Source organism: Collinsella sp. MSK.8.10 (assembly GCF_019041915.1).
GTDB lineage: Bacteria > Actinomycetota > Coriobacteriia > Coriobacteriales > Coriobacteriaceae > Collinsella.
Map to the genome: position 1 here is coordinate 667,285 of NZ_JAHPYF010000001.1, position 18,365 is coordinate 685,649.

Annotated in this window: 17 protein-coding genes and 3 tRNA genes; 5 read left to right on the plus strand and 15 right to left on the minus strand. The window is 59.9% G+C overall.

Translation table 11 applies throughout. The features are described from left to right. Positions 1 to 100: 100 nt before the first annotated feature. From tnpA to KTF55_RS03000, 15 genes are all read right to left on the minus strand, one after another. A complete protein-coding gene (tnpA, locus tag KTF55_RS02930; RefSeq protein WP_055287554.1) occupies positions 101 to 559 on the minus strand; it encodes an IS200/IS605 family transposase in 459 nt (152 codons plus the stop codon). Positions 560 to 778: 219 nt separating this feature from the next. After that, entirely contained in the window at positions 779 to 2,617 is a 1,839-nt protein-coding gene (gene typA / locus KTF55_RS02935; RefSeq protein WP_217107371.1) for a translational GTPase TypA, read from the minus strand. Positions 2,618 to 2,734: 117 nt separating this feature from the next. Next, positions 2,735 to 3,184, minus strand: coding sequence for a hypothetical protein (locus KTF55_RS02940; protein WP_035136509.1), 450 nt, complete (start codon positions 3,182 to 3,184; stop codon positions 2,735 to 2,737). A gap of 30 nt (positions 3,185 to 3,214) precedes the next feature. Then, entirely contained in the window at positions 3,215 to 3,604 is a 390-nt protein-coding gene (locus KTF55_RS02945; RefSeq protein WP_217107370.1) for a hypothetical protein, read from the minus strand. Next, positions 3,605 to 4,105: a bifunctional nuclease family protein gene (locus KTF55_RS02950; protein WP_217107369.1), complete on the minus strand. Its 501-nt coding sequence runs from the start codon at positions 4,103 to 4,105 to the stop codon at positions 3,605 to 3,607. Positions 4,106 to 4,264: 159 nt separating this feature from the next. Then, positions 4,265 to 4,341 (minus strand) — tRNA-Ile (locus tag KTF55_RS02955). Between the two features lie 4 nt (positions 4,342 to 4,345). Next, positions 4,346 to 4,421: transfer RNA gene (locus KTF55_RS02960), tRNA-Ala, on the minus strand. A 67-nt stretch (positions 4,422 to 4,488) separates the two neighbouring features. Beyond that, positions 4,489 to 4,565: transfer RNA gene (locus KTF55_RS02965), tRNA-Ile, on the minus strand. Positions 4,566 to 4,866: 301 nt separating this feature from the next. Continuing rightward, a complete protein-coding gene (gyrA, locus tag KTF55_RS02970; protein ID WP_217107527.1) occupies positions 4,867 to 7,578 on the minus strand; it encodes a DNA gyrase subunit A in 2,712 nt (903 codons plus the stop codon). 41 nt (positions 7,579 to 7,619) lie between these two features. Then, positions 7,620 to 9,650 carry a DNA topoisomerase (ATP-hydrolyzing) subunit B gene (gene gyrB / locus KTF55_RS02975; RefSeq protein ID WP_217107368.1) on the minus strand — a complete coding sequence of 677 codons (2,031 nt, stop codon included), beginning with the start codon at positions 9,648 to 9,650 and terminating at the stop codon, positions 7,620 to 7,622. 105 nt (positions 9,651 to 9,755) lie between these two features. Next, complete coding sequence (locus KTF55_RS02980; protein ID WP_226790509.1) at positions 9,756 to 10,319, minus strand: DciA family protein; 564 nt, start codon at positions 10,317 to 10,319, stop codon at positions 9,756 to 9,758. Then, positions 10,306 to 11,412 (minus strand): DNA replication/repair protein RecF, encoded by a 1,107-nt coding sequence (locus tag KTF55_RS02985; protein WP_217107367.1) that lies wholly within the window; start codon positions 11,410 to 11,412, stop codon positions 10,306 to 10,308. The genes KTF55_RS02980 and KTF55_RS02985 overlap by 14 nt, the downstream gene beginning before the upstream one ends. A gap of 9 nt (positions 11,413 to 11,421) precedes the next feature. Then, complete coding sequence (dnaN, locus tag KTF55_RS02990) at positions 11,422 to 12,525, minus strand: DNA polymerase III subunit beta (RefSeq protein ID WP_022094338.1); 1,104 nt, start codon at positions 12,523 to 12,525, stop codon at positions 11,422 to 11,424. Between the two features lie 238 nt (positions 12,526 to 12,763). Beyond that, positions 12,764 to 14,488: a DnaA ATPase domain-containing protein gene (locus tag KTF55_RS02995; protein WP_117848455.1), complete on the minus strand. Its 1,725-nt coding sequence runs from the start codon at positions 14,486 to 14,488 to the stop codon at positions 12,764 to 12,766. A 15-nt stretch (positions 14,489 to 14,503) separates the two neighbouring features. Then, complete coding sequence (locus tag KTF55_RS03000) at positions 14,504 to 15,856, minus strand: ATP-binding protein (protein WP_217107366.1); 1,353 nt, start codon at positions 15,854 to 15,856, stop codon at positions 14,504 to 14,506. Between the two features lie 345 nt (positions 15,857 to 16,201). Between KTF55_RS03000 and rpmH the strand changes: the two genes are divergently transcribed. The 5 genes from rpmH to KTF55_RS03025 are packed head-to-tail and all read left to right on the plus strand — an operon-like array spanning position 16,202 to position 18,330. Continuing rightward, positions 16,202 to 16,336, plus strand: a complete 135-nt coding sequence (gene rpmH / locus KTF55_RS03005) for a 50S ribosomal protein L34 (RefSeq protein WP_019127408.1) — start codon at positions 16,202 to 16,204, stop codon at positions 16,334 to 16,336. Positions 16,337 to 16,356: 20 nt separating this feature from the next. Further along, positions 16,357 to 16,695 carry a ribonuclease P protein component gene (gene rnpA, locus KTF55_RS03010; protein WP_148331767.1) on the plus strand — a complete coding sequence of 113 codons (339 nt, stop codon included), beginning with the start codon at positions 16,357 to 16,359 and terminating at the stop codon, positions 16,693 to 16,695. Beyond that, a complete protein-coding gene (gene yidD / locus KTF55_RS03015) occupies positions 16,692 to 16,916 on the plus strand; it encodes a membrane protein insertion efficiency factor YidD (RefSeq protein ID WP_148331768.1) in 225 nt (74 codons plus the stop codon). The genes rnpA and yidD overlap by 4 nt, the downstream gene beginning before the upstream one ends. A gap of 29 nt (positions 16,917 to 16,945) precedes the next feature. After that, complete coding sequence (locus tag KTF55_RS03020) at positions 16,946 to 17,716, plus strand: YidC/Oxa1 family membrane protein insertase (protein WP_217107365.1); 771 nt, start codon at positions 16,946 to 16,948, stop codon at positions 17,714 to 17,716. A gap of 44 nt (positions 17,717 to 17,760) precedes the next feature. Then, the gene (locus KTF55_RS03025; RefSeq protein WP_148331769.1) at positions 17,761 to 18,330 is read left to right on the plus strand and encodes a R3H domain-containing nucleic acid-binding protein; all 570 of its coding nucleotides are present in this window, start codon (positions 17,761 to 17,763) and stop codon (positions 18,328 to 18,330) included. The last annotated feature ends 35 nt before the right edge of the window (positions 18,331 to 18,365 follow it).

Here is an 18,365-nt window from a genome sequence, read left to right on the forward strand (position 1 = left end):
ATAACCCACGGGCCCCGGGCTCGCGTCTAAAGGCGCGGGCCCGGACTTCGTCCAGGCCTAGTGCATCTTGACCCGTGGCGCGCCGGTCGAACCGGCAGCATCACCCCCTCTTGAAGGGGTCCTCGTACTCCTTCACGCTCAGCTTGTCCAGCGCGATGTCGTGGGACTCCTGCTCCCTGATGTACTTGGCGATCGTCGCCTCGTTCAGGCCGACGGTGGACACGTAGTAGCCCTCCGCCCAGAACTTCCTGTTGCCGAACTTGTACTTGAGGTTGGCGTGCCTGTCGAATATCATCAGCGAGCTCTTCCCCTTCAGGTAGCCCATGACGCTCGCGACGCTGTACTTCGGCGGGATCGCCAGCAGCACGTGCACGTGGTCGGGCATCAGGTGCCCCTCGATTATCTCGATCCCCTTGTACTCGCACAGCTTCCTGAGGATCTCCCCTATGTCGCTCCTGATTTGGTTGTAGATCACTTTGCGCCTATACTTCGGCGTGAACACGATGTGGTACTTGCACATCCACTTCGTGTGGGAAAGGCTGTAGGCCTTCTGGGCCATGGCGACCACCCCTTCGACTCGAATTCTTGACGGCCTGAACAATCGTCAATATCGGTCGGAGGGGTGGCTTTGTAAAGCCGTTCGTCTCCACCCGCGTAGCGGGTGGTTTAAAGCTGGCCGCTGCGCGGCCAGCAGACTAAAGTCTTGAAGCAACCAAAGAAAGGGCGCCGACCATTGCGGTCGACGCCCTTTCTCGTTAGACGTTATAAAGCCCAGCGCTTATTTGTTGACCTGACCGGCGCGGACGGCAGCCTTCTTGCGGTCGGTGGCATTGAGCAGACGCTTGCGCAGGCGGATGTTCTTGGGAGTAATCTCCACCAGCTCGTCGTCGGCGATGTACTCCAGTGCCTCCTCCAGCGAGAAGGTACGGGGCGGCACCAGCTGGACGGAGATATCGGAGGTCGAGGAACGCTGGTTGCCCAGGTTCTTGGTACGGGCGATGTTGACGACCATGTCGCCTGCCTTGCTGCGCTCGCCCACGATCATGCCCTCATAGCACTCGGTGCCCGGCTCAACAAACAGTTGGCCGCGCTCCTGCAGCGTACCCAGGGCGTAGGCAACGGCCTTCTCGGTGGTCATGGAGATCATGGCGCCGTTCTGGCGGTTGCCGATCTCGCCGGCATAGGGGCCGTACTCCAGGAAGGTATGGTAGAACACACCCTCGCCGTGAGTGACGTTCATGATGCGGTTCTTAAGACCCATGATGCCGCGGGTCGGGATCTTAAACTCGAGGTGCGTCACGATGCCCGAGGTATCCATGCTCGTCATGATACCGCCGGAGGTGCCGAAGACCTCAACGACCTTGCCCGAGTACTCGTCCGGGCACTCGACGACGGCCTGCTCGACGGGCTCCATCTTGTTGCCGTTCTCGTCCTTCTTAAACAGAACGCGGGGACGACCGACCTGGAACTCAAAGCCCTCGCGGCGCATAGACTCCATCAGGACGGACAGGTGCAGAATGCCGCGACCCGAGACCTCGATGCCGCTCTTGTCCTCGAGCTCCTCGATCTTCATGGTCACGTTGTTCTCGGCCTCGTTGAACAGGCGCTCCTTGAGCTGACGGGCGCCCACGATATCGCCGTCGCGGCCGACGAGCGGGGAGGTGGAGGCCTCAAAGACGATGGACAGGGTCGGCGGGTCGATCTCGATGGGTTCGAGCTCGACGGGGTTCTCGGGATCGGTGTAGACATCGCCGATATCGGTGCGGTCGATGCCCACGACGGCGGCGATGTCACCGGCGCCGACTTCCTGGCACTCGGTGCGGCCCAGGTAGTCGAAGGTAAAGAGCTGCTTGACGGTAGCGGTAGCGCTGGAGCCGTCGTTCTTGACGACCAAGATCTGGTCGCCCTGGTGGATGGTGCCGGAGTACACGCGACCGATGCCGATACGGCCGACGAAGTTGGAGTGGTCGATGGTCACGCACTGCATAGCGAGCGGGGCGTTCTCGTCAACCTCGGGCGCGGGCATGTCGTCGATGATCATATCGAGCAGCGGATACATGTCCATGTTGCCGTCGTTGGGGTCGAGGCGGGCAAAGCCATTCATGGCGCTGGCGTAAACCACATGCTCCATGGCGAACTCAAGCTGGTCGTCGGTGGCGCCCAGGTCGGCCATCAGGTCCAGGCAGTCGTTGTAGGCCTTCTCGGGGTTGGCGCCCGGACGGTCGATCTTGTTGATGACGATCATGATCTTGAGGCCGGTGTCGATGGCGTGACGCAGCACGAAGCGGGTCTGGGGCATGGGGCCCTCAAAAGCGTCGACCAGCAGCAGGGCGCCGTCGGCCATACGCAGCACGCGCTCGACCTCGCCGCCAAAGTCGGCGTGGCCCGGGGTGTCGATGACGTTGATCTTAACGTCCTTGTACTCGATAGAGATGTTCTTGGCGAGAATCGTAATGCCGCGCTCGCGCTCCTGGTCGTTAGAATCCAGGACGCGGTCCTCGACCTGCTGGTTGGCACGGAAGGCGTCCGTGGCACGCAGGAGCTTGTCGACCATCGTCGTCTTACCGTGGTCGACGTGAGCGATGATGGCGATGTTCCTCAGATTGTCTACGCGCATGTAGTTCCCCTATCTTCTATCTATATACAACCGGCACGCGTATGCGACCCACCCAGCAACACAACGCTCGGCGGGAATATTGAGCCTTTTACCGAAAACTCGTTTATTTTAGCGATTTTAGATAAGAGGGGTTTCCTCGCCTGCAGGTTCAGGGTCGCTCCACATAAAACCATCGCCGGCGCCCACGCCCTCGTACAGTACGTATGCCGAAAAGCCGCTCTCGAGCGTCGTCTCAAAGAAACTCACGAGCAGGGCGTCATGGTAGCCGCCATCGATCTCGACACATCCGGTGTAGCCGATGGCGTAACGGGCGATGCGGCCCAGCCCCTCGTCCTTAAGGCCCATCTTGTGCTCGGAGATAAAGTTGGTGGCAGCCTCGAGGCATGCCTCCTCGCCGTCCTCGTCGAGTGCCGCCAGATAGCGGTTGGACGCGGCGTCTTCGATCGCAACGACAACGCCGGGGTTCTCACCAGCGGCAAGATCGTCTAAAAATGCCCCGATGAGGTCGCACACCATGGCGTCGAGCTCGGCGGAGACGTTTCCGGCGTCCTGCATATCCTGTGCCATTTTTAGACCTTCCCATCGAGTCCGGCGTCGTTACATCTCTTGTGCCTCGGCAGCGATCTTGGCGGCGGCGTCGCGGGCGCGCATCATATCGGCCGCGCGCTTATCGAGTACCTTGATCTGGTTGGTCAGCATCACGGCGTCGACTACGCCCCAGATGACCAAGCCCGTCGAAATCGAAAACCCAAGCGCACCAACTGTACCACGAAGGCGCGATGAGATTGCCGCGACAAGTGCGGAGACGGCAACCATCTTGATAAAGGAGGTACGGCGCTCGCGAAGCGTACGGGCCTGCGTCACGTAGGCGATGCGCGCGGCCTCGGACGCCTCCGAGCGCATCTGGGCCTCGCGGGCGATGGCGGCGACCTCGGCCGAGACGCCACGCTCCATCAGCGTACACTCCGTCTCATAGCTACCCGTCATTTAAAAATCATCGGGCGAGAGCGTATGGACGAACTCGTCGAACTTCTCAAATTCCTGCTCGTCATCGATTTCCTCGGCAACCGGAGAGACGGTCCCCAGGCGGTTCATGATGTCGTCCTCCACAAACATGGGGGCATTGCTACGCACGGCGAGGGCGATGGCGTCGCTCGGACGGGCATCGATGCCGTGTTCGCTGCCGCCGGCCAAAACGACGACCGTCGCGTAGAACACGGGCGGCTCGGCACGGACAATCTCAATACGCTCGAGTTTTGCATCTAGGGCATCAAGCGTGTCGAGCAGCAGGTCATGGGCAATCGGGCGCTCGGCACGACCGCTGTCGATACCACGGCTAATAGCCGCAGCCTCAAAGGAACCAGTTTGGATAGAGAGGGAGCGCAGCGGCGCGGGGGAGTCCGATTTGCTGCAGCGCTCGCGAAGTACGATAAGCGATGGCACGGGACCGGCGGCCATGACGATGGTCTCTATGTCGACACGAACCATGGAACACCTCCGGTACGTAGCGGTTAACACGCGGCGCCTTCGCCGCATTGAATAGCTATACTACCCAATCTTTCGCACAGCACACAAAACCAAAATGAGTTTTATAGCACACAAGAAAAAAGCCCCGAGGCCATGCCTCGAGGCTCTTCACAGTTTTGATGGTGGACCTGACAAGATTCGAACTTGTGACCTCCCGGTTATCAGCCGGACGCTCTAACCAACTGAGCTACAGGTCCATCATGGTGGAGGTTAGGGGGATCGAACCCCTGACCTCAGGCTTGCAAAGCCCGCGCTCTCCCAGCTGAGCTAAACCCCCACGGAGACAGTAATAAACACCCCAGCGGCGACTCGGCTCTCGCTGGGGTGTTTATTGCGAAAGAAAGTGGTGGACCTGACAAGATTCGAACTTGTGACCTCCCGGTTATCAGCCGGACGCTCTAACCAACTGAGCTACAGGTCCATCGCGCAAGGGATATATTAGACGAGTCGTTACGCGCGCGTCAACAACTTTTTTGAAAATCTTTGGAGGGTGCCCGCCCCGGTCGCACGGCGGCATGTGAAGTCGCCTGCTCGGACAGTCCTGACTCGCGCAGAGAGCACATTAAGTGCTCTCTGGCTCGTGCGGAACTCGCGATCGACTTCACATGCCGCCGTGCGACCGGGGCGAACGCGAGTCCCAAGGTTTTCAAAAAAAGCGGTCGGCGCGCGGTGCGCCGACCGCCGATATGAGGGGTCTGATGATTTTTACCAGTTAGGGCCTCTTACTCGTCCAGGAGATCCTCTGGCATGTCGTTGCCGTCGCCTAGGTCGACTGGGGCCTCTTCGGTGTCGGCTGCGGCCTCGGCGCCTTCGCCTTCGGGTTTTTCCTTGGCTGCCGTCATGCGGGCGACAGCGCATACGCGGTCGTTGTCGTCGACGGTCATCATCTTGACGCCCTGGGTGGCTCGGCCGGTCTGGCTGATTTCGTCGGTCTTGACGCGAATGACCGTCGCGCCTTCCGTCACGATGAACAGCTCGTGCTGTGGGCCCACCGTCTTCATGGCCGCGAGGTTGCCCTTGCGCTCGGTCATCTGGATGGTATAGACGCCCTGACCGCCGCGGTTCTGCTCCGGATAGTCCGCGACCGGCGTGCGCTTGCCGTAGCCGCGCTCGGTGATGACAAACAGGTCACCGTTGCCGTTGGTAACCTCCATACCCAAAACGCTCACGCCGTCTTTCATGCCGATGCCGCGAACGCCGCTGGTGTCGCGTCCCGTGGCGCGAACCTGGTCCTCGGGGAACATGATCGCCTTGCCCGCAGTGGTGGCCAGGATGATCTTGTCGCCCTCGCGCACACGGCGCACGGCGAGCAGTGCGTCGTCGTCCCTCAGGTTAATGGCGATCAGGCCATCACGGCGACTGCGGTCGTAGGCGCTCATCACGGTCTTCTTAACCATGCCGCTCTTGGTGGCAAACATCAGGTACTCGTCGGCGGGGAACTCGCGGCAGCTGATGACGCTCGCGATCTTCTCGCCCTCCTCAAAGGGCAGCAGGTTGACGATCGCGGTACCGCGCGCCTGGCGCGTACCCACCGGCAGCTCGTGCACCTTCAGGCGGTAGACCTTGCCCTTGCTCGAGAAGAACAGCACGTATTCGTGCGTGGATGCGATAAACATCTCGTCGATGACGTCGTCCTCTTTAAGGTTGACGCCCGACACGCCCTTGCCGCCGCGCTTCTGGGCGCGGTAGGCAGCCACCGGGATGCGCTTCACGTAGCCGGTGTGGGTGATGGTCACGACCATGTCCTCGTCGGCGATGAGGTCCTCAACATCCAGATCCTTCTCGACATGGCTGATCTCGGTGCGGCGTTTGTCGCCGAACTTCTTCGAGATCTCGCGCATCTCCTCCTTGATGACGCCCAGGATCTTCTCCTCATGCGCCAGCAGGTCCTCGTAGTAGGCGATGGCGCGGCGCAGGCCGTCCAGCTCTTCTTGGATCTTGTCGCGCTCCAGGCCGGTCAGACGACGCAGCTTCATCTCGAGGATGGCCGTGGTCTGCTCGGGCGTAAAGCCAAAGCGCTCGATCAGGCGGCCGCTTGCCTCGGAGTCGGTCTGCGAGGAACGGATAATGCTGATGACCTCGTCGATATGGTCGAGAGCCATCAAGTAGCCCTCGAGGATATGGGCGCGCGCCTGGGCCTTCTTAAGGTCAAAGCGGGTGCGGCGGGTGACGACGTCGACCTGGTGGTCGATGTAGTGTTGCAGCATCTCGCGCAGGCTCAGGCATTTGGGAACGCCGTTTACGAGCGCCAGGTTGTTGGCACCAAAGGTCGTCTGCAGCGAGGTGTACTTATACAGGTTGTTGAGCACGACCTGCGGAATAACGCCCTTCTTGAGCTCGATGACCAGACGGATACCCTTCTGGTTGGACTCGTCGCGCATGTCCGAGATGCCCTCGATGCGCTTGTCGTTTACGAGCTGGGCGATCTTCTCCTGCAGGGTGCCCTTGTTGACCATGTAGGGAATCTCGGTAAAGACCAGGCGGCTGCGGCCGGTCTTGGTGGATTCCACGTGGGCCTTGGCGCGCACGGTAATGGAGCCGCGGCCGGTCTCGTAGCTCTGCCTAATGCCGGCGCTGCCCATGATGATGGCGCCGGTGGGGAAGTCCGGACCGGGCATGATCTGCATAAGCTCGTCGACGGTGGCATCGGGATTGTCAATCAGGTAGCAGGTGGCCTCGATCGCCTCAGTGAGGTTGTGCGGGGCGATATTGGTGGCCATGCCGACGGCGATGCCCTGGCTGCCGTTGACCAGCAGGTTGGGGAAGCGCGCGGGCAGCGCCACGGGCTCGGCGAGCGACTCGTCGTAGTTGGGCTGCCAGTCGACGGTATCCTTTTGCAGGTCGCGCAGCAGCTCCATGGCGGGCTTTGCCAGGCGGCTCTCGGTATAACGCATGGCGGCGGCGCCGTCGCCGTCGATATTGCCGAAGTTACCGTGGCCGTCGATGAGCGGCGTGCGCATGGAGAACCACTGCGCCAGACGAACCATGGCCTCGTAGACCGCGAAGTCGCCGTGCGGATGGTACTTGCCGATAACCTCGCCGACCGTCCAGGCCGACTTCTTATGCGGGCGGTTGGGGTAGATGCCGCTCTCGTTCATGGCGTACAGGATGCGGCGGTGCACCGGCTTTAGGCCGTCGCGCACGTCCGGCAGGGCGCGCGCCGTGATGACCGACATCGAGTACTCGATGAACGACTGCTTCATCTCGCGGCCGAACTCCGAAATCTGGAGCTGACCGCCGTTAATATCCTCGCCGGCCGAGGCGCCGCGATCGACCGCACCGAAGCTCTCCTCGAGCTCGGCGTCGTCATCCTCTTCCTCTTCATCCTCGGCGTCGGGGTTATAGGAATCCGGATCGCCGTCCTCGCCCTGCTCAGCGCGGGCGAGCAGGCGCTTCAGATCATCGGGCATACCGGCGTCGCCGGCCTCGTCCATACCCTCGTTGTTGTTGATATCGTCTGCCACGTTACCTCCTCTTAAGCATCAAGGAAACGCGCGTCATGCGCATGTTTTTCAATGTACTCGCGGCGATAGCCGACCTCGGAACCCATCAGCTCGCGCACGGCGCGGTCCGCCACCACGGCGTCCTCGATCGACACACGCTGCAGGATGCGGGTCTTGGGGTCCATCGTCGTCGAGGCAAGCTGCTTGGGGTCCATCTCGCCCAGGCCCTTGTAGCGCTGGACGGTATAGCCCTTGCGCTTTTTGGTGATCTTGCCGTCCTTGGCCTTGCCGTCCTCGTCGTTATCGTCGGGGTTCAAACCCAGGCTCTGAATGGTGTCGCGCAGGATCTCGTCTTCGGGCTGGCGGCCGTTGGGATACACGTAGTGGATCTTGTTGCGAACCTTAATGCCAAAGATGGGCGGGCAGGCAACATAGACGTAGCCGGCATCGATCAGCGGACGCATGTACTTGTAGAAGAACGTCAGCAGCAGGATGCGGATATGCGCGCCGTCGACGTCTGCATCGGTCATGATGATGATCTTGTGGTAGCGCGCCTTGGTGATATCGAAGTCGCCGCCGTCGCCGGCACTCGTCGTGACGCCGCAGCCGATCGCGGTAATCAGCGACTGGATGGTGTCACTCGAGAACGCGCGATGGTCACCAACGCGTTCGACGTTCAAAATCTTGCCGCGCAGGGGCAGAATCGCCTGGATGTCTCGGCGACGGCCGTCCTTGGCCGAACCGCCTGCCGAGTCGCCCTCTACGATAAAGAGCTCGGTCAGCTCGGCATCGCGCACCGAGCAGTCGGCGAGCTTACCGGGCAGGGACGCTGTCTCGAGCAGGCTCTTGCGGCGGGTCGCCTCGCGCGCCTTGCGGGCGGCATTGCGCGCCTTGCAGGCCTGTTGCGCCTTCTTGACGATCTCGCGAGCGGGCTTGGGATGCTCCTCGAGGTAATCGGCAAGGCCGTCGGTCACGATCTTGAGCGTGAGCGCGCGCATATAGGAGCTGCCGAGCTTGGCCTTGGTCTGGCCCTCAAACTGCGGGTCGGGCAGCTTGACCGAGATAACGGCCGAAAGGCCCTCGCGCACATCGTCGCCGGTCAGGTTGGCGTCTTTTTCCTTGAGCAGGTTCTGCTTGCGCGCGTAATCGTTGATCACGCGGGTGAGCGCGGTACGGAAGCCCTCAAGGTGCATGCCGCCTTCGGGGGTGTAGATGTCGTTGGCAAACGACATGACGTTCTCGCCGTAGCCGCTATTCCACTGCAGGGAAACCTCGACCTCGCCCATCTTGGCCACAGGCGCGTCCGGGTCCGATTTGCCCTCGATGTAGATGGGCTCCTTAAAGGCCTCGGGGACGTCCTTGCCCTCGTTGAGGAACTTGACGAAGTCGATGATGCCGCCCTCGTAGCAAAACTCCTCCACACGGGGAGTCGCATCGCGCTCGTCGGTCAGCACGATTTTGAGGTTCTTATTGAGGAACGCCGTCTCCTGCAGACGGTTGTGCAGCGTATCGAAATCGTAGATGCAGGTCTCGAAGATCTCGTCGTCGGGCCAGAAGGTGACGGTGGTGCCCGTCGAATCCGAGGTGCCCACGACCTGTATCTTCTTGACGGTCTTGCCGCGCGAGAACTCCATCTCGTAGATGTTGCCGTCGCGACGAACCTGAACGACCACGCGCCTGGACAGTGCGTTGACGACGGAGATGCCAACGCCGTGCAGGCCGCCCGAGACCTTATAGGCCGAATTATCGAACTTACCGCCGGCGTGCAAAATCGTCATGACGACCTCGAGCGTCGGAATCTTTTTAACAGGGTGCTCGTCGACGGGGATGCCGCGCCCGTTGTCGACGACCGTGATGGAGTTGTCGGCGTGGACCGTCACCTGGATCTCGGTGCAGAAACCGGCCATGGCCTCGTCGACGGAGTTGTCAACGATCTCCCACACCAGGTGATGCAGACCGCTGGCGCTCGTCGAGCCGATATACATGCCCGGGCGCTTACGAACGGCCTCGAGACCTTCGAGAATCTTAATCTCGCCGCCATCGTAATCGTTTTCGTTTGCCACACGTCCTCCTTCAGTCAAGAAAATGTGTACAGCCTTACTAGTTTATCGTAAAAAAATACCCTCGGGAACGAGGGTGTTTGGCTCTACAAGGCCACCAGATGCGATTTAAGGCTCTTTTTTGCTTTGCACGCCCTTGGCCCACTCGGCGCTGGCTCTCATGGCGTTCTCGAGGGCCTCGCGCAGTTTTTGGTCTTCGATGGGCGCCACTTGGCACTCGATCTCGGTGCGCTCGGCCTCACTGAGGTCGGCGTGCGGAGCCGGCGGGCGCTCGGTCGTCGCCGGGCGCAGGCGCTCCCTGGCGGCGGGTGGCGTGTGGCCGGGCGCGGTGGTTTTGAACACCAGGCCGTCCACATGTGCACCGGCGCGCTCCATGCGCGCGCGGATGATCTCACGCAACAGCGTCATTTCCTGCGTCCACGAGGGCGAATCGAGATATACCAGCAGCTCATTGGACTCGGGCAGGTAGCGCAGACCCGTCACATGCCGCCCCTCGCGCGTGCCCGAGCACACCGCGTTCCACGCGCGATAGACCGCGCGCGACTCCTCGGCAGCCTCCATCTGTGCACGGCGCTCAGGCGTTGCAGCCGCCAGGATGCGCTGGCGCTCTGCGTTTAAAAACCCACTGAAGGCGACCGTCTCGCTCTCGCGCTCGTAATTAGTACGTCTCACCCATGCTCACCACCTTGGCTCGATCAAGCAGGTCATCGGTAAAATACCCAAGGTTGGTCGTGGTTATGACCGTCTGGATATCATCGCCGATCAGCCGCAGAAAAGCACCGCGACGCTCGCCGTCGAGCTCGCTCATCACGTCGTCCAGAAGCAACAGCGGAGCAGTACCCAGAACATCGCGAGCCACGGCCACCTCGGCCACCTTCCAGGACAGCACCAACGTTCGCTGCTGTCCTTGGCTGGCAAATGAACGAGCGGAGCGACCCGCCACGGTAAACTCAATCTCATCGCGATGCGGTCCCACCAACGTCACGCCGCGGCGAATTTCCTCGTCGGCGTGCTCATCAAGGGCGGCCAGCATGCGCTCGTACGCCCAGCCCTTCAGCTCTTCGCGATCCTCGACCTGGGGCAAATCCCCCAGTGTGGACGCATAGGACACGTTGGCGGCTTCACCGGACGCCACTTGCCCGTAGGCAGTACGCACATGGCCCGCCAGCCGGTCGAGCAGGGCCAACCGGTGCACGAGCAGGGCCGAGCCCGCGCGGGCAATCGAATCGTTCCACGCGCCGAGCATCTCACGGCAGCACCAGGTTTCCTTGAGCAAGGCGTTACGCTGGGTCACGCAGCGCGCATAGGTGCTCGCAAGATCGGCATAGCGTGCGCTCAGTTGCATGCCAAAGTCATCGAGGGCGGCGCGGCGCACACTGGCGCCTCGCTTAACCATGTCCAGATGGTCGGGGCAAAACAGCACGCTCGGCAGAACCCCGCGCACACCGGCGGCAGAGCATCTCTTGCCGTTGCGGCTAAACGAGCGCTTACCGTCCTCCGCGCTCAATCCCATATCAAGCACGCGGCCGTCGCCCTCGAGCCTCAGCTCGACCTTGCACGAGCCCACGCCGTCATGGACGAGCTCGGCTGCGGTCGGATGCCTAAACGAGGCGCCGCTCGTCAGCAGCTGCAGCGCCTCTATGAGATTGGTCTTTCCCGCCGCGTTGGGTCCCGCAAGTATCGTCACGCCCTCGTCCAGGGCAAGACGATAGCTATCGAAGCTGCGGTAGTGCGCGACGGAAAGATCGCGGGCGAACATGGTCATAGCGCAGCGCTAGATGCGGACCGGCATGACCAGGTACAGGTAGTTGATCTTGTCGTAGGACTTGAAGATGCCCGCCTGCGAGTAGCTCTTGAGCTCCAGCGTGATCTCCTTCTCCTTGGATAGGGCATTGAGGCAGCCGAAGATGTAGTGGTAGTTGAAGGCGATGGTGCCCGACTCGCCCTCGGCCTCGACATCGATCGTCTCCTGCGCAAGGTCCTGGTCATTGGAGATGGAGGACAGGCCCATCTGCCCGTTCTCGACATCGATCTCGAACTTGACGGCGGGGTTGGCGCTCGCGATAACGGCCACGCGCTTGAGGGCGGCGTTAAAGGCGGCGACGTCGATCTTGACGCTCGTCACGCACGAATCGGGGATGAGCTGCTTGTAGTTGGGGTACACGCCCTCGATGCGGCGCGACACGTAGGTGGTGTTGCCGGCCTCGAAGACGACCTGGGTGTCGGTAGCCCCGATCATGATGGTCGCCTGGCTGGCCATGATGTTCAGTGCGTCGTTAAAGGCGTCGGCCGGAACGTTGAGCTCAAAGGAGCCTTCGAGGGTCGAGGTCTCGACCTGCGTATCGCACACGGCCAAACGGAAGGAATCGGTCGCTACCAGGCGCACGGTGTTGTTCTCGACCTTCATGTGCACGCCGCCCAGGATGGGGCGGGCCTTGTCGGTCGAGGTGACGCGCCACACGCGGCCGACCATCTCGGACAAGATATCGGTCGGCAGCTCCACGGCACTCTCGATGGCATAGGCCGGAAACTCGGGGAAGTCATTGGCATCGAGCGTGTTCAGCCTAAAAGAGCTCTTCTCGCAACCAATCAGCACCTGGCGCTCGGACAGCTCAAAGGTGACCGGGGCATCGGGGAGGGTCTTGGTGATATTGGAGAGCATCTTACAGGGGATAACCATCTCGCCCTCTTCTTCGACATGCGCCGCGATGCGATGACGGATCGAGATGGTGTAGTTAGAGGTCTGGAATTCCAAGATGCCGTCTTGCGCCTTGACGAGCACGCCCGACAGGATGGGAAGGGTGGATGCCGAAGCGACACCCTTCATAACGACGCCGATGGCTTGTGTAAGCGAGCTCTGGCTGACGGTGAACTTCATCTTTTAATACCTTTCTATAGATATAAATATCTTAATAATAGTAATAGCACTGACGAAACTGTTGATTACTCCCAAAGACGCAGGTCAGACCCAGAAAGAGAATCGACAGCAACCTGTGTGCAACGGGGGTGGTTTTCCACGTTCAAAACCTGCGCAAAACTTTTCATCACCGCGGGTTGGGTTTTAGACACCTTATGCCCGTGGTTTCGACAAGTTTTCAACAGGTGTCTCTATTTCCCTACGAGCGCAGTGTAATTTTATCGCGCAGCGACTTGAGGTCTTCGGTGACGGTGCGGTCTTCCTGGATCATCTTCTGGACCTTTTTGTAGCTCGTGCTGACGGTCGAGTGGTTGCGGTTGCCAAATTCGGCGCCCACCGCCGTGGTCGTCATTTCGCACATCTCGATGGCCAGGTAGATAGCGATATGGCGTGCTTTGGCGATATTGGCGTTGCGACGCGGGCCGATGAGCTCCTCGTGTGTCACGCCGTACTGCTCTTCGATGACGGACTGAACCGTCTGGACGTTGATCTTTTTGGCCGATGTGTCGAAGTACTGGCTGGCGATGGCGTCGATATCGTCAAAGGTGAGCTCTCCGCCCTCGCGCTCGCGGTCGCCCGCCTCGCCGGCGCAGCGCTCGCAAAAGCTCTCGAGTTCGCGGATGTTGGTGCCCGAGACCTCGGCCATGTGTTTAAAGTGCTCGTCGGTCAGGTGCCCGCCGTCGCCCCCATAGGCCGCCAGCAGTGAGTCGTCGCCCGCCTCGGGAGCGGCGACGATGGTGTTCTCGTAATAGCGCTGCAAGATCTTGTATTTCATCTCGTAGCTGGGCTCTGCGACCAGGCAGAGCATTCCGGCGTTGAAGCGGCTGGTCAGACGCTCGTCCATGCTCAGGTCCTTGGGGGCGCGGTCTGCCGCGATGACGACCTTCTTGTTGTTGCGGATGAACTCGTCCATGAGCTGGAAAAAGTAGTCCACACTCGCGCGCTTGCCGATGATGTTTTGGATGTCATCGATGATGAGCACGTCCACGCCGTGGTACGCCTGCATGATGGGGGCGTTGCTCTTCTTTTGACGGTCGAACTCGGTCATCAGGTCGTCCAGATATGCCTGGGAGTTGGCATACTTGACCTTGATCTCGGGCGACTTCTCGGCGAGCTCGTTTTTGATGGCGAGCAGCAGATGGGTCTTGCCCAGCCCCGATTTGCCATAGATGAACAGGGATGTGCATGTGCCGCGCTCGTCCGCGAGGGCGGCAAACTTGAGTGCCGAGCGATAGGCATGGCTGTTCTCGGGGCCGTAGACAAAGTTCTCAAAGGTAAATTTTGAGTTCGCGGCGAGCGGGGCTCCATCCGTATTCTGCTCGGCCGGCACGGTCGGTGCTGGCATGGGTGAAGCGGGGGCCGCAGCTTGCGTGGATTTAGTCGGCGCTCCGCCCTTCATCTGGTTCATCATGCGACGAAAATCGTCGGCCGAGAGCGTGTTCTTGATTGCAATGCCCGAATCCGCGCCCGCCGCTGCGTCGTGAGCGATGGGCATGTGCGTGACGGGTGCGTTCGTTGACGTCGCCGCCGCGCTCGTCAACGGTGCCATTGTTTCACGGGAAACATCGCTGTGCTGGTGCTCGATTGTCGGCACATCGCCTGCGGAGGCCGGCACCGCCGGGGAAGCAGCGGGAGCCGTGGCGGGCGCCGTGGCGGCAGCGGATTCCGTCGCGGCGCCTTGCGGTGCCACGATGTCGAGAGCAATCGGTGCAAAGGCGATTTCTTCCAGATAGGCCTCAATAGTCGGCTGATGCTTTTTGAGCTGCGCGATGGCAAAGCGCGAGGGGGCCTCGATCGTGAGCGTATCTTCGGTCAGGCTTATGGCGCGCGATTGCCCCAGCATGTTGATGAGGCGTGCATCTTGGCCGTCGCGCTGGCAAAAGGCGATGGCATCCCCCAGGATGATGCTTGCTTCCTCGTCCACTGTCTCTCCCGTTCTTTAGCTCTGAGCTCGCACGCGAGCGGCGCCGAGTTCGGTCAGATGGTATTTCTGGCCATGCTTGATGACCAAGCCGGCCTGCGCCAAGTCATTGAGCGTGCGTGACCAAGTGGGGGCCGAGTTTCCAAACGCCCTCGCAAGATCGGTTGCGCCGCACGCTTGATTTTGCGCCAGATAGCCCAGCGCGGCGTTGCCGCGATCGCTTACGAACACGTCCGGTTGTGGCTGTGCATACTGATTTACTGCATTAGGATACATCATTTGAGCTGCTGGTTGTTGAGAACTCTGCGTCGGCGGCATTTGCTGTTGAAAACTTTGAGGCCACTGTTGGTAAGGCTGCGGAGGCGTCTGCTGGGCCCAGGGGTTGTACTGCTGCTGCGGCATCTGCTGGTACGGCTGCTGATATCCCTGCTGGTACTGCTGCGGGAACTGCTGGCCATACCCCAGTGGCGGCATCTGCTGATATGGATATCCCTGTTGGTACGGCTGATAGCCCATTTGCTGGCCACCCGGCGCCCCCGTCGCCTGCTGCATTGCTGCTGCATCCTGATCAGCCAGCGGCATGGCCTCTGGCATGTTTGGCGGCATCGACATAGATGCCGCCTGGGGTTCTTGTGTGGGAAGCATTCCGGGCTGCTGCATCTGTCCCACGGGGGGCTGCATCTGCTGCGTTGCCACGGGCTGCTGCGCAAAAGCTCCCGGCAGGGGATATGTGGGCTGCTCCGTCTCGGGCCGCACGGCAGCGCCGCGTCCGCCGGCACGCTCGATTTCCTGCACGCGTTTAGGGTTCAGGCTTACCGTAACCACGGTGCCGTTGCCCATGTTGTCCTCGATGGATACGGCACCGCCGGCGTTTTCCAAATACTCCTGCACCATGGGAAACCCTGCTCCGGTTCCACGGATATAGCGCTTCATCTTGCTGTTTGCGCTGGTAACGCCAAAGTCGAAAGCACGTTCCTTGTCGTCGATGCCGGGTCCTTGATCGGCAAAGCGGATGGTGTCTCCGTCGTCCAGAATCGAGATGATGGGCTCGGCAAAGTGTGCGTGGATAAAGTTTTCGACAATCTCGCGGATGACCATGAGCGAGATATGGCCACCTTGTTCTTTCATGCACTGGTAGACGGTGTTGGTCGTCTCTTCCAAATACGTGCGGACATCTTGCGGATCAATGACGATCACCCGCGGTGTCGACAGCATGTCGTCATAGACGGCGATGCGCGCGGCGTACATGGCTTTTGGCGCCTGCGTGGTCGCCTGCTCGCCTTCCGCACGCTCTTCGCGCACGCCGGTGATGTGCTCGTTGTCGGGTGCCGGGTCTCCGGAATCGACCATGGTGTAAAAGTCGTCAGACATGCCGCTCGCAATCTTTCAAAAGGTTTCGAACAAATAGTAGCTCACCGTGCAACGTTTCTCATCTTTCGACAACTTTTCAAAACTTGTTGAAAACTTTGGAAAACGGGCGAAAAGTTCTCAACATTGCCAACATGACCTGTTGAAAACTCGATGAAATATCGTGAAAGGTTGCCATGAGGCGCAAATTTCGGTTGCGCTTATGGGGGAACCGTGTGAACTGCGCAACCTTTTACCTTTGATTTCTTGACATTTGAACATTGATTTCCCTACAATCTTCAAGCTCACGTGTCTATATCTGCGTCCGCGTCCCCGCGGACACTCGAAATGCAGCAGGAGGAACTTAAGATGAAGCGTACGTATCAGCCTAATAAGCGTAAGCGTGCCAAGACCCATGGCTTCCGTGCCCGTATGGCCACTAAGGGTGGTCGTGCCGTGCTCGCCCGTCGTCGTGCCAAGGGCCGCAAGCGTCTCACTGTCTAGCAGCGATACACACATCTCGCATGAAGACTATTAAGTCTCGGCAAGATTTCGAGCATGTGTTCAGTCAGGGGCGTCGTTTCAATCACCCTCTGATTCGAATGACCATATGTGAATCGGTTGGCGAAGGCGACTCCGGAAGGGTCGCCTTCGTTGGTGCTAAGCGACTCGGTTGTGCCGTCGTGCGCAACCGATCTAAGCGTGTGATGCGCGAGACCGCCCGCAGCTGCGGATTTCCCGTTGCGGGTTATGACATCATCTTGTTTGCAACTCCCAAGACGAGGGTTTCCTCGCCGCAGGAGATGGACAAGGCGTTGCGTTCGCTTATGAAGCGCGCCGGCGTTGCCGGGGAGGAGCGATGAGCAATCACGTTTTGCGACGTGTTGCCATCGCTCCTATTCGCATATATCAACAGGTTATTTCGCCCTTATTGCCTGACGCCTGCATTTATTACCCAACGTGCTCGCAATACGCCGTCCAGGCGATTGAGAAGCACGGTGTTTTGAGAGGCTGCTGGCTTGCCGTGAGGCGCATCGTTCGCTGCAATCCCCTGCACGTCGGCGGTTATGACCCTGTGCCCTAGCGGGCACTCGCTATCGGAGGAAAACTTACATGTGGGATTGGATCGTTAACATCCTTTTCGAGCTGCTCAAGCTCATCCAGACCTTTGCGGTCGACTGGGGCCTGTCCATCATCATCCTGGTGGTCATCATCCGTCTGCTGCTGACGCCGCTCATGCTCAAGTCGACCAAGTCGACGGCTCGCATGCAGGTGCTGCAGCCCAAGATGCTCGAGATCCAGGAGCGCTATGCCGACGATCCCCAGCGTCAGGCCGAGGAGATGCAGAAGTTCTACAGCGAGAACAAGTTCAACCCCATGGCTGGCTGTCTGCCGCTGCTGATTCAGATGCCTATCCTGTTCGCCCTGTTTACATTGCTGCGCAACCTGCCGCAGTACTTTAACGACGGCACGTTCTCGTTCTTCAACATCCTGCCCGACCTGACCACCACGCCGAGCGCTTCCTTTGCCGATGGCTTTATGGTTGCACTGCCTGCGCTGGTTTGCCTGATCCTGTTCGCCGTCCTGACCCTGATTCCGCAGCTCTATATGTCGCGCAACCAGACCGGCCAGCAGGCTCAGAGCATGCGTATGATGGCCGTTGTCATGACGGTCATGATGCTTTGGATGGGCTGGAGCCTTCCCGTTGGTGTTCTGCTGTACTACGACGTCTCGTCTGCTTGGCAGGTTATCCAGCAGATTTTTGTGACGCAGAAGGTCATCGATAAGGCGAAGGCCGATGAGGAGGAGCGTCTTAAGAACACTCCGCTGCAGGTTGAGGTCACTCGTCGAGAGAAGAAGCCGCGCCCGCACAAGAAGAAGTAGTGGGATATCAATCTTATTTAGGTACCTAACTTTTGGAGTACGTTATGTCTGAAGAGATCATCGAGGATATGCTTGAGGAGGTTGCCCCGCAGGTCGCGGGCGATTATCCCGAGATTGCACAGCGCTACAAGGCTGGTGAAGAGCTGACCGATGAGGAGCTCGACACCATTGCCGATGTTGCGATTTCCATCCTGCGTTCCATCCTTTCGCACTTCGATGCCGCCAACTCTCCTATCGATGAGTATGAGGGCGACGAGGGTGAGCTGATTTTGGATGTAACGGCTCCCGACCTTGCTGTTCTCATTGGCCGTCATGGTCGCACCCTTGATGCCCTTCAGGTTATGTTCTCTTTGCTGGTGAGCCGCAAACTTGGCTTTAGGTATCCGGTTGTAGTGGACGTAGAGGGATACAAGAGTCGCCGTCAGGACAAGGTTGCTTCCATGGCTCAGTCTGCTGCCGAGCGTGCCATCCGCACTCATAAGAGTGTTTCGCTTCCGCCCATGAATGCCTACGAGCGTCGACTGGTTCACATTGCACTTCGTAGCAATGATGCCGTCGATACTCATTCTGAGGGTTCTGACCCTGATCGCCATGTGGTGATTGTTGCTCGATAATCTTCTCGAGCTTATGCTAAGGGGACGTGGTTTCC

Bases quoted from the DNA above. Each gene is read 5' to 3' on its own strand.
- KTF55_RS03025 (WP_148331769.1), top strand. From the start codon at position 17,761: ATGTCTGAAGAGATCATCGAGGATATGCTTGAGGAGGTTGCCCCGCAG.
- tnpA (WP_055287554.1), bottom strand. From the start codon at position 559: ATGGCCCAGAAGGCCTACAGCCTTTCCCACACGAAGTGGATGTGCAAG.
- typA (WP_217107371.1), bottom strand. From the start codon at position 2,617: ATGCGCGTAGACAATCTGAGGAACATCGCCATCATCGCTCACGTCGAC.
- KTF55_RS02985 (WP_217107367.1), bottom strand. From the start codon at position 11,412: ATGACCATGTTCGCCCGCGATCTTTCCGTCGCGCACTACCGCAGCTTC.
- gyrA (WP_217107527.1), bottom strand. From the start codon at position 7,578: ATGGACGAGGCCGGCGACGCCGGTATGCCCGATGATCTGAAGCGCCTG.
- dnaN (WP_022094338.1), bottom strand. From the start codon at position 12,525: ATGAAGTTCACCGTCAGCCAGAGCTCGCTTACACAAGCCATCGGCGTC.
- KTF55_RS02940 (WP_035136509.1), bottom strand. From the start codon at position 3,184: ATGGCACAGGATATGCAGGACGCCGGAAACGTCTCCGCCGAGCTCGAC.
- yidD (WP_148331768.1), top strand. From the start codon at position 16,692: ATGAGCAATCACGTTTTGCGACGTGTTGCCATCGCTCCTATTCGCATA.
- rpmH (WP_019127408.1), top strand. From the start codon at position 16,202: ATGAAGCGTACGTATCAGCCTAATAAGCGTAAGCGTGCCAAGACCCAT.
- KTF55_RS03000 (WP_217107366.1), bottom strand. From the start codon at position 15,856: ATGTCTGACGACTTTTACACCATGGTCGATTCCGGAGACCCGGCACCC.
- KTF55_RS02945 (WP_217107370.1), bottom strand. From the start codon at position 3,604: ATGACGGGTAGCTATGAGACGGAGTGTACGCTGATGGAGCGTGGCGTC.
- KTF55_RS03020 (WP_217107365.1), top strand. From the start codon at position 16,946: ATGTGGGATTGGATCGTTAACATCCTTTTCGAGCTGCTCAAGCTCATC.
- rnpA (WP_148331767.1), top strand. From the start codon at position 16,357: ATGAAGACTATTAAGTCTCGGCAAGATTTCGAGCATGTGTTCAGTCAG.
- KTF55_RS02950 (WP_217107369.1), bottom strand. From the start codon at position 4,105: ATGGTTCGTGTCGACATAGAGACCATCGTCATGGCCGCCGGTCCCGTG.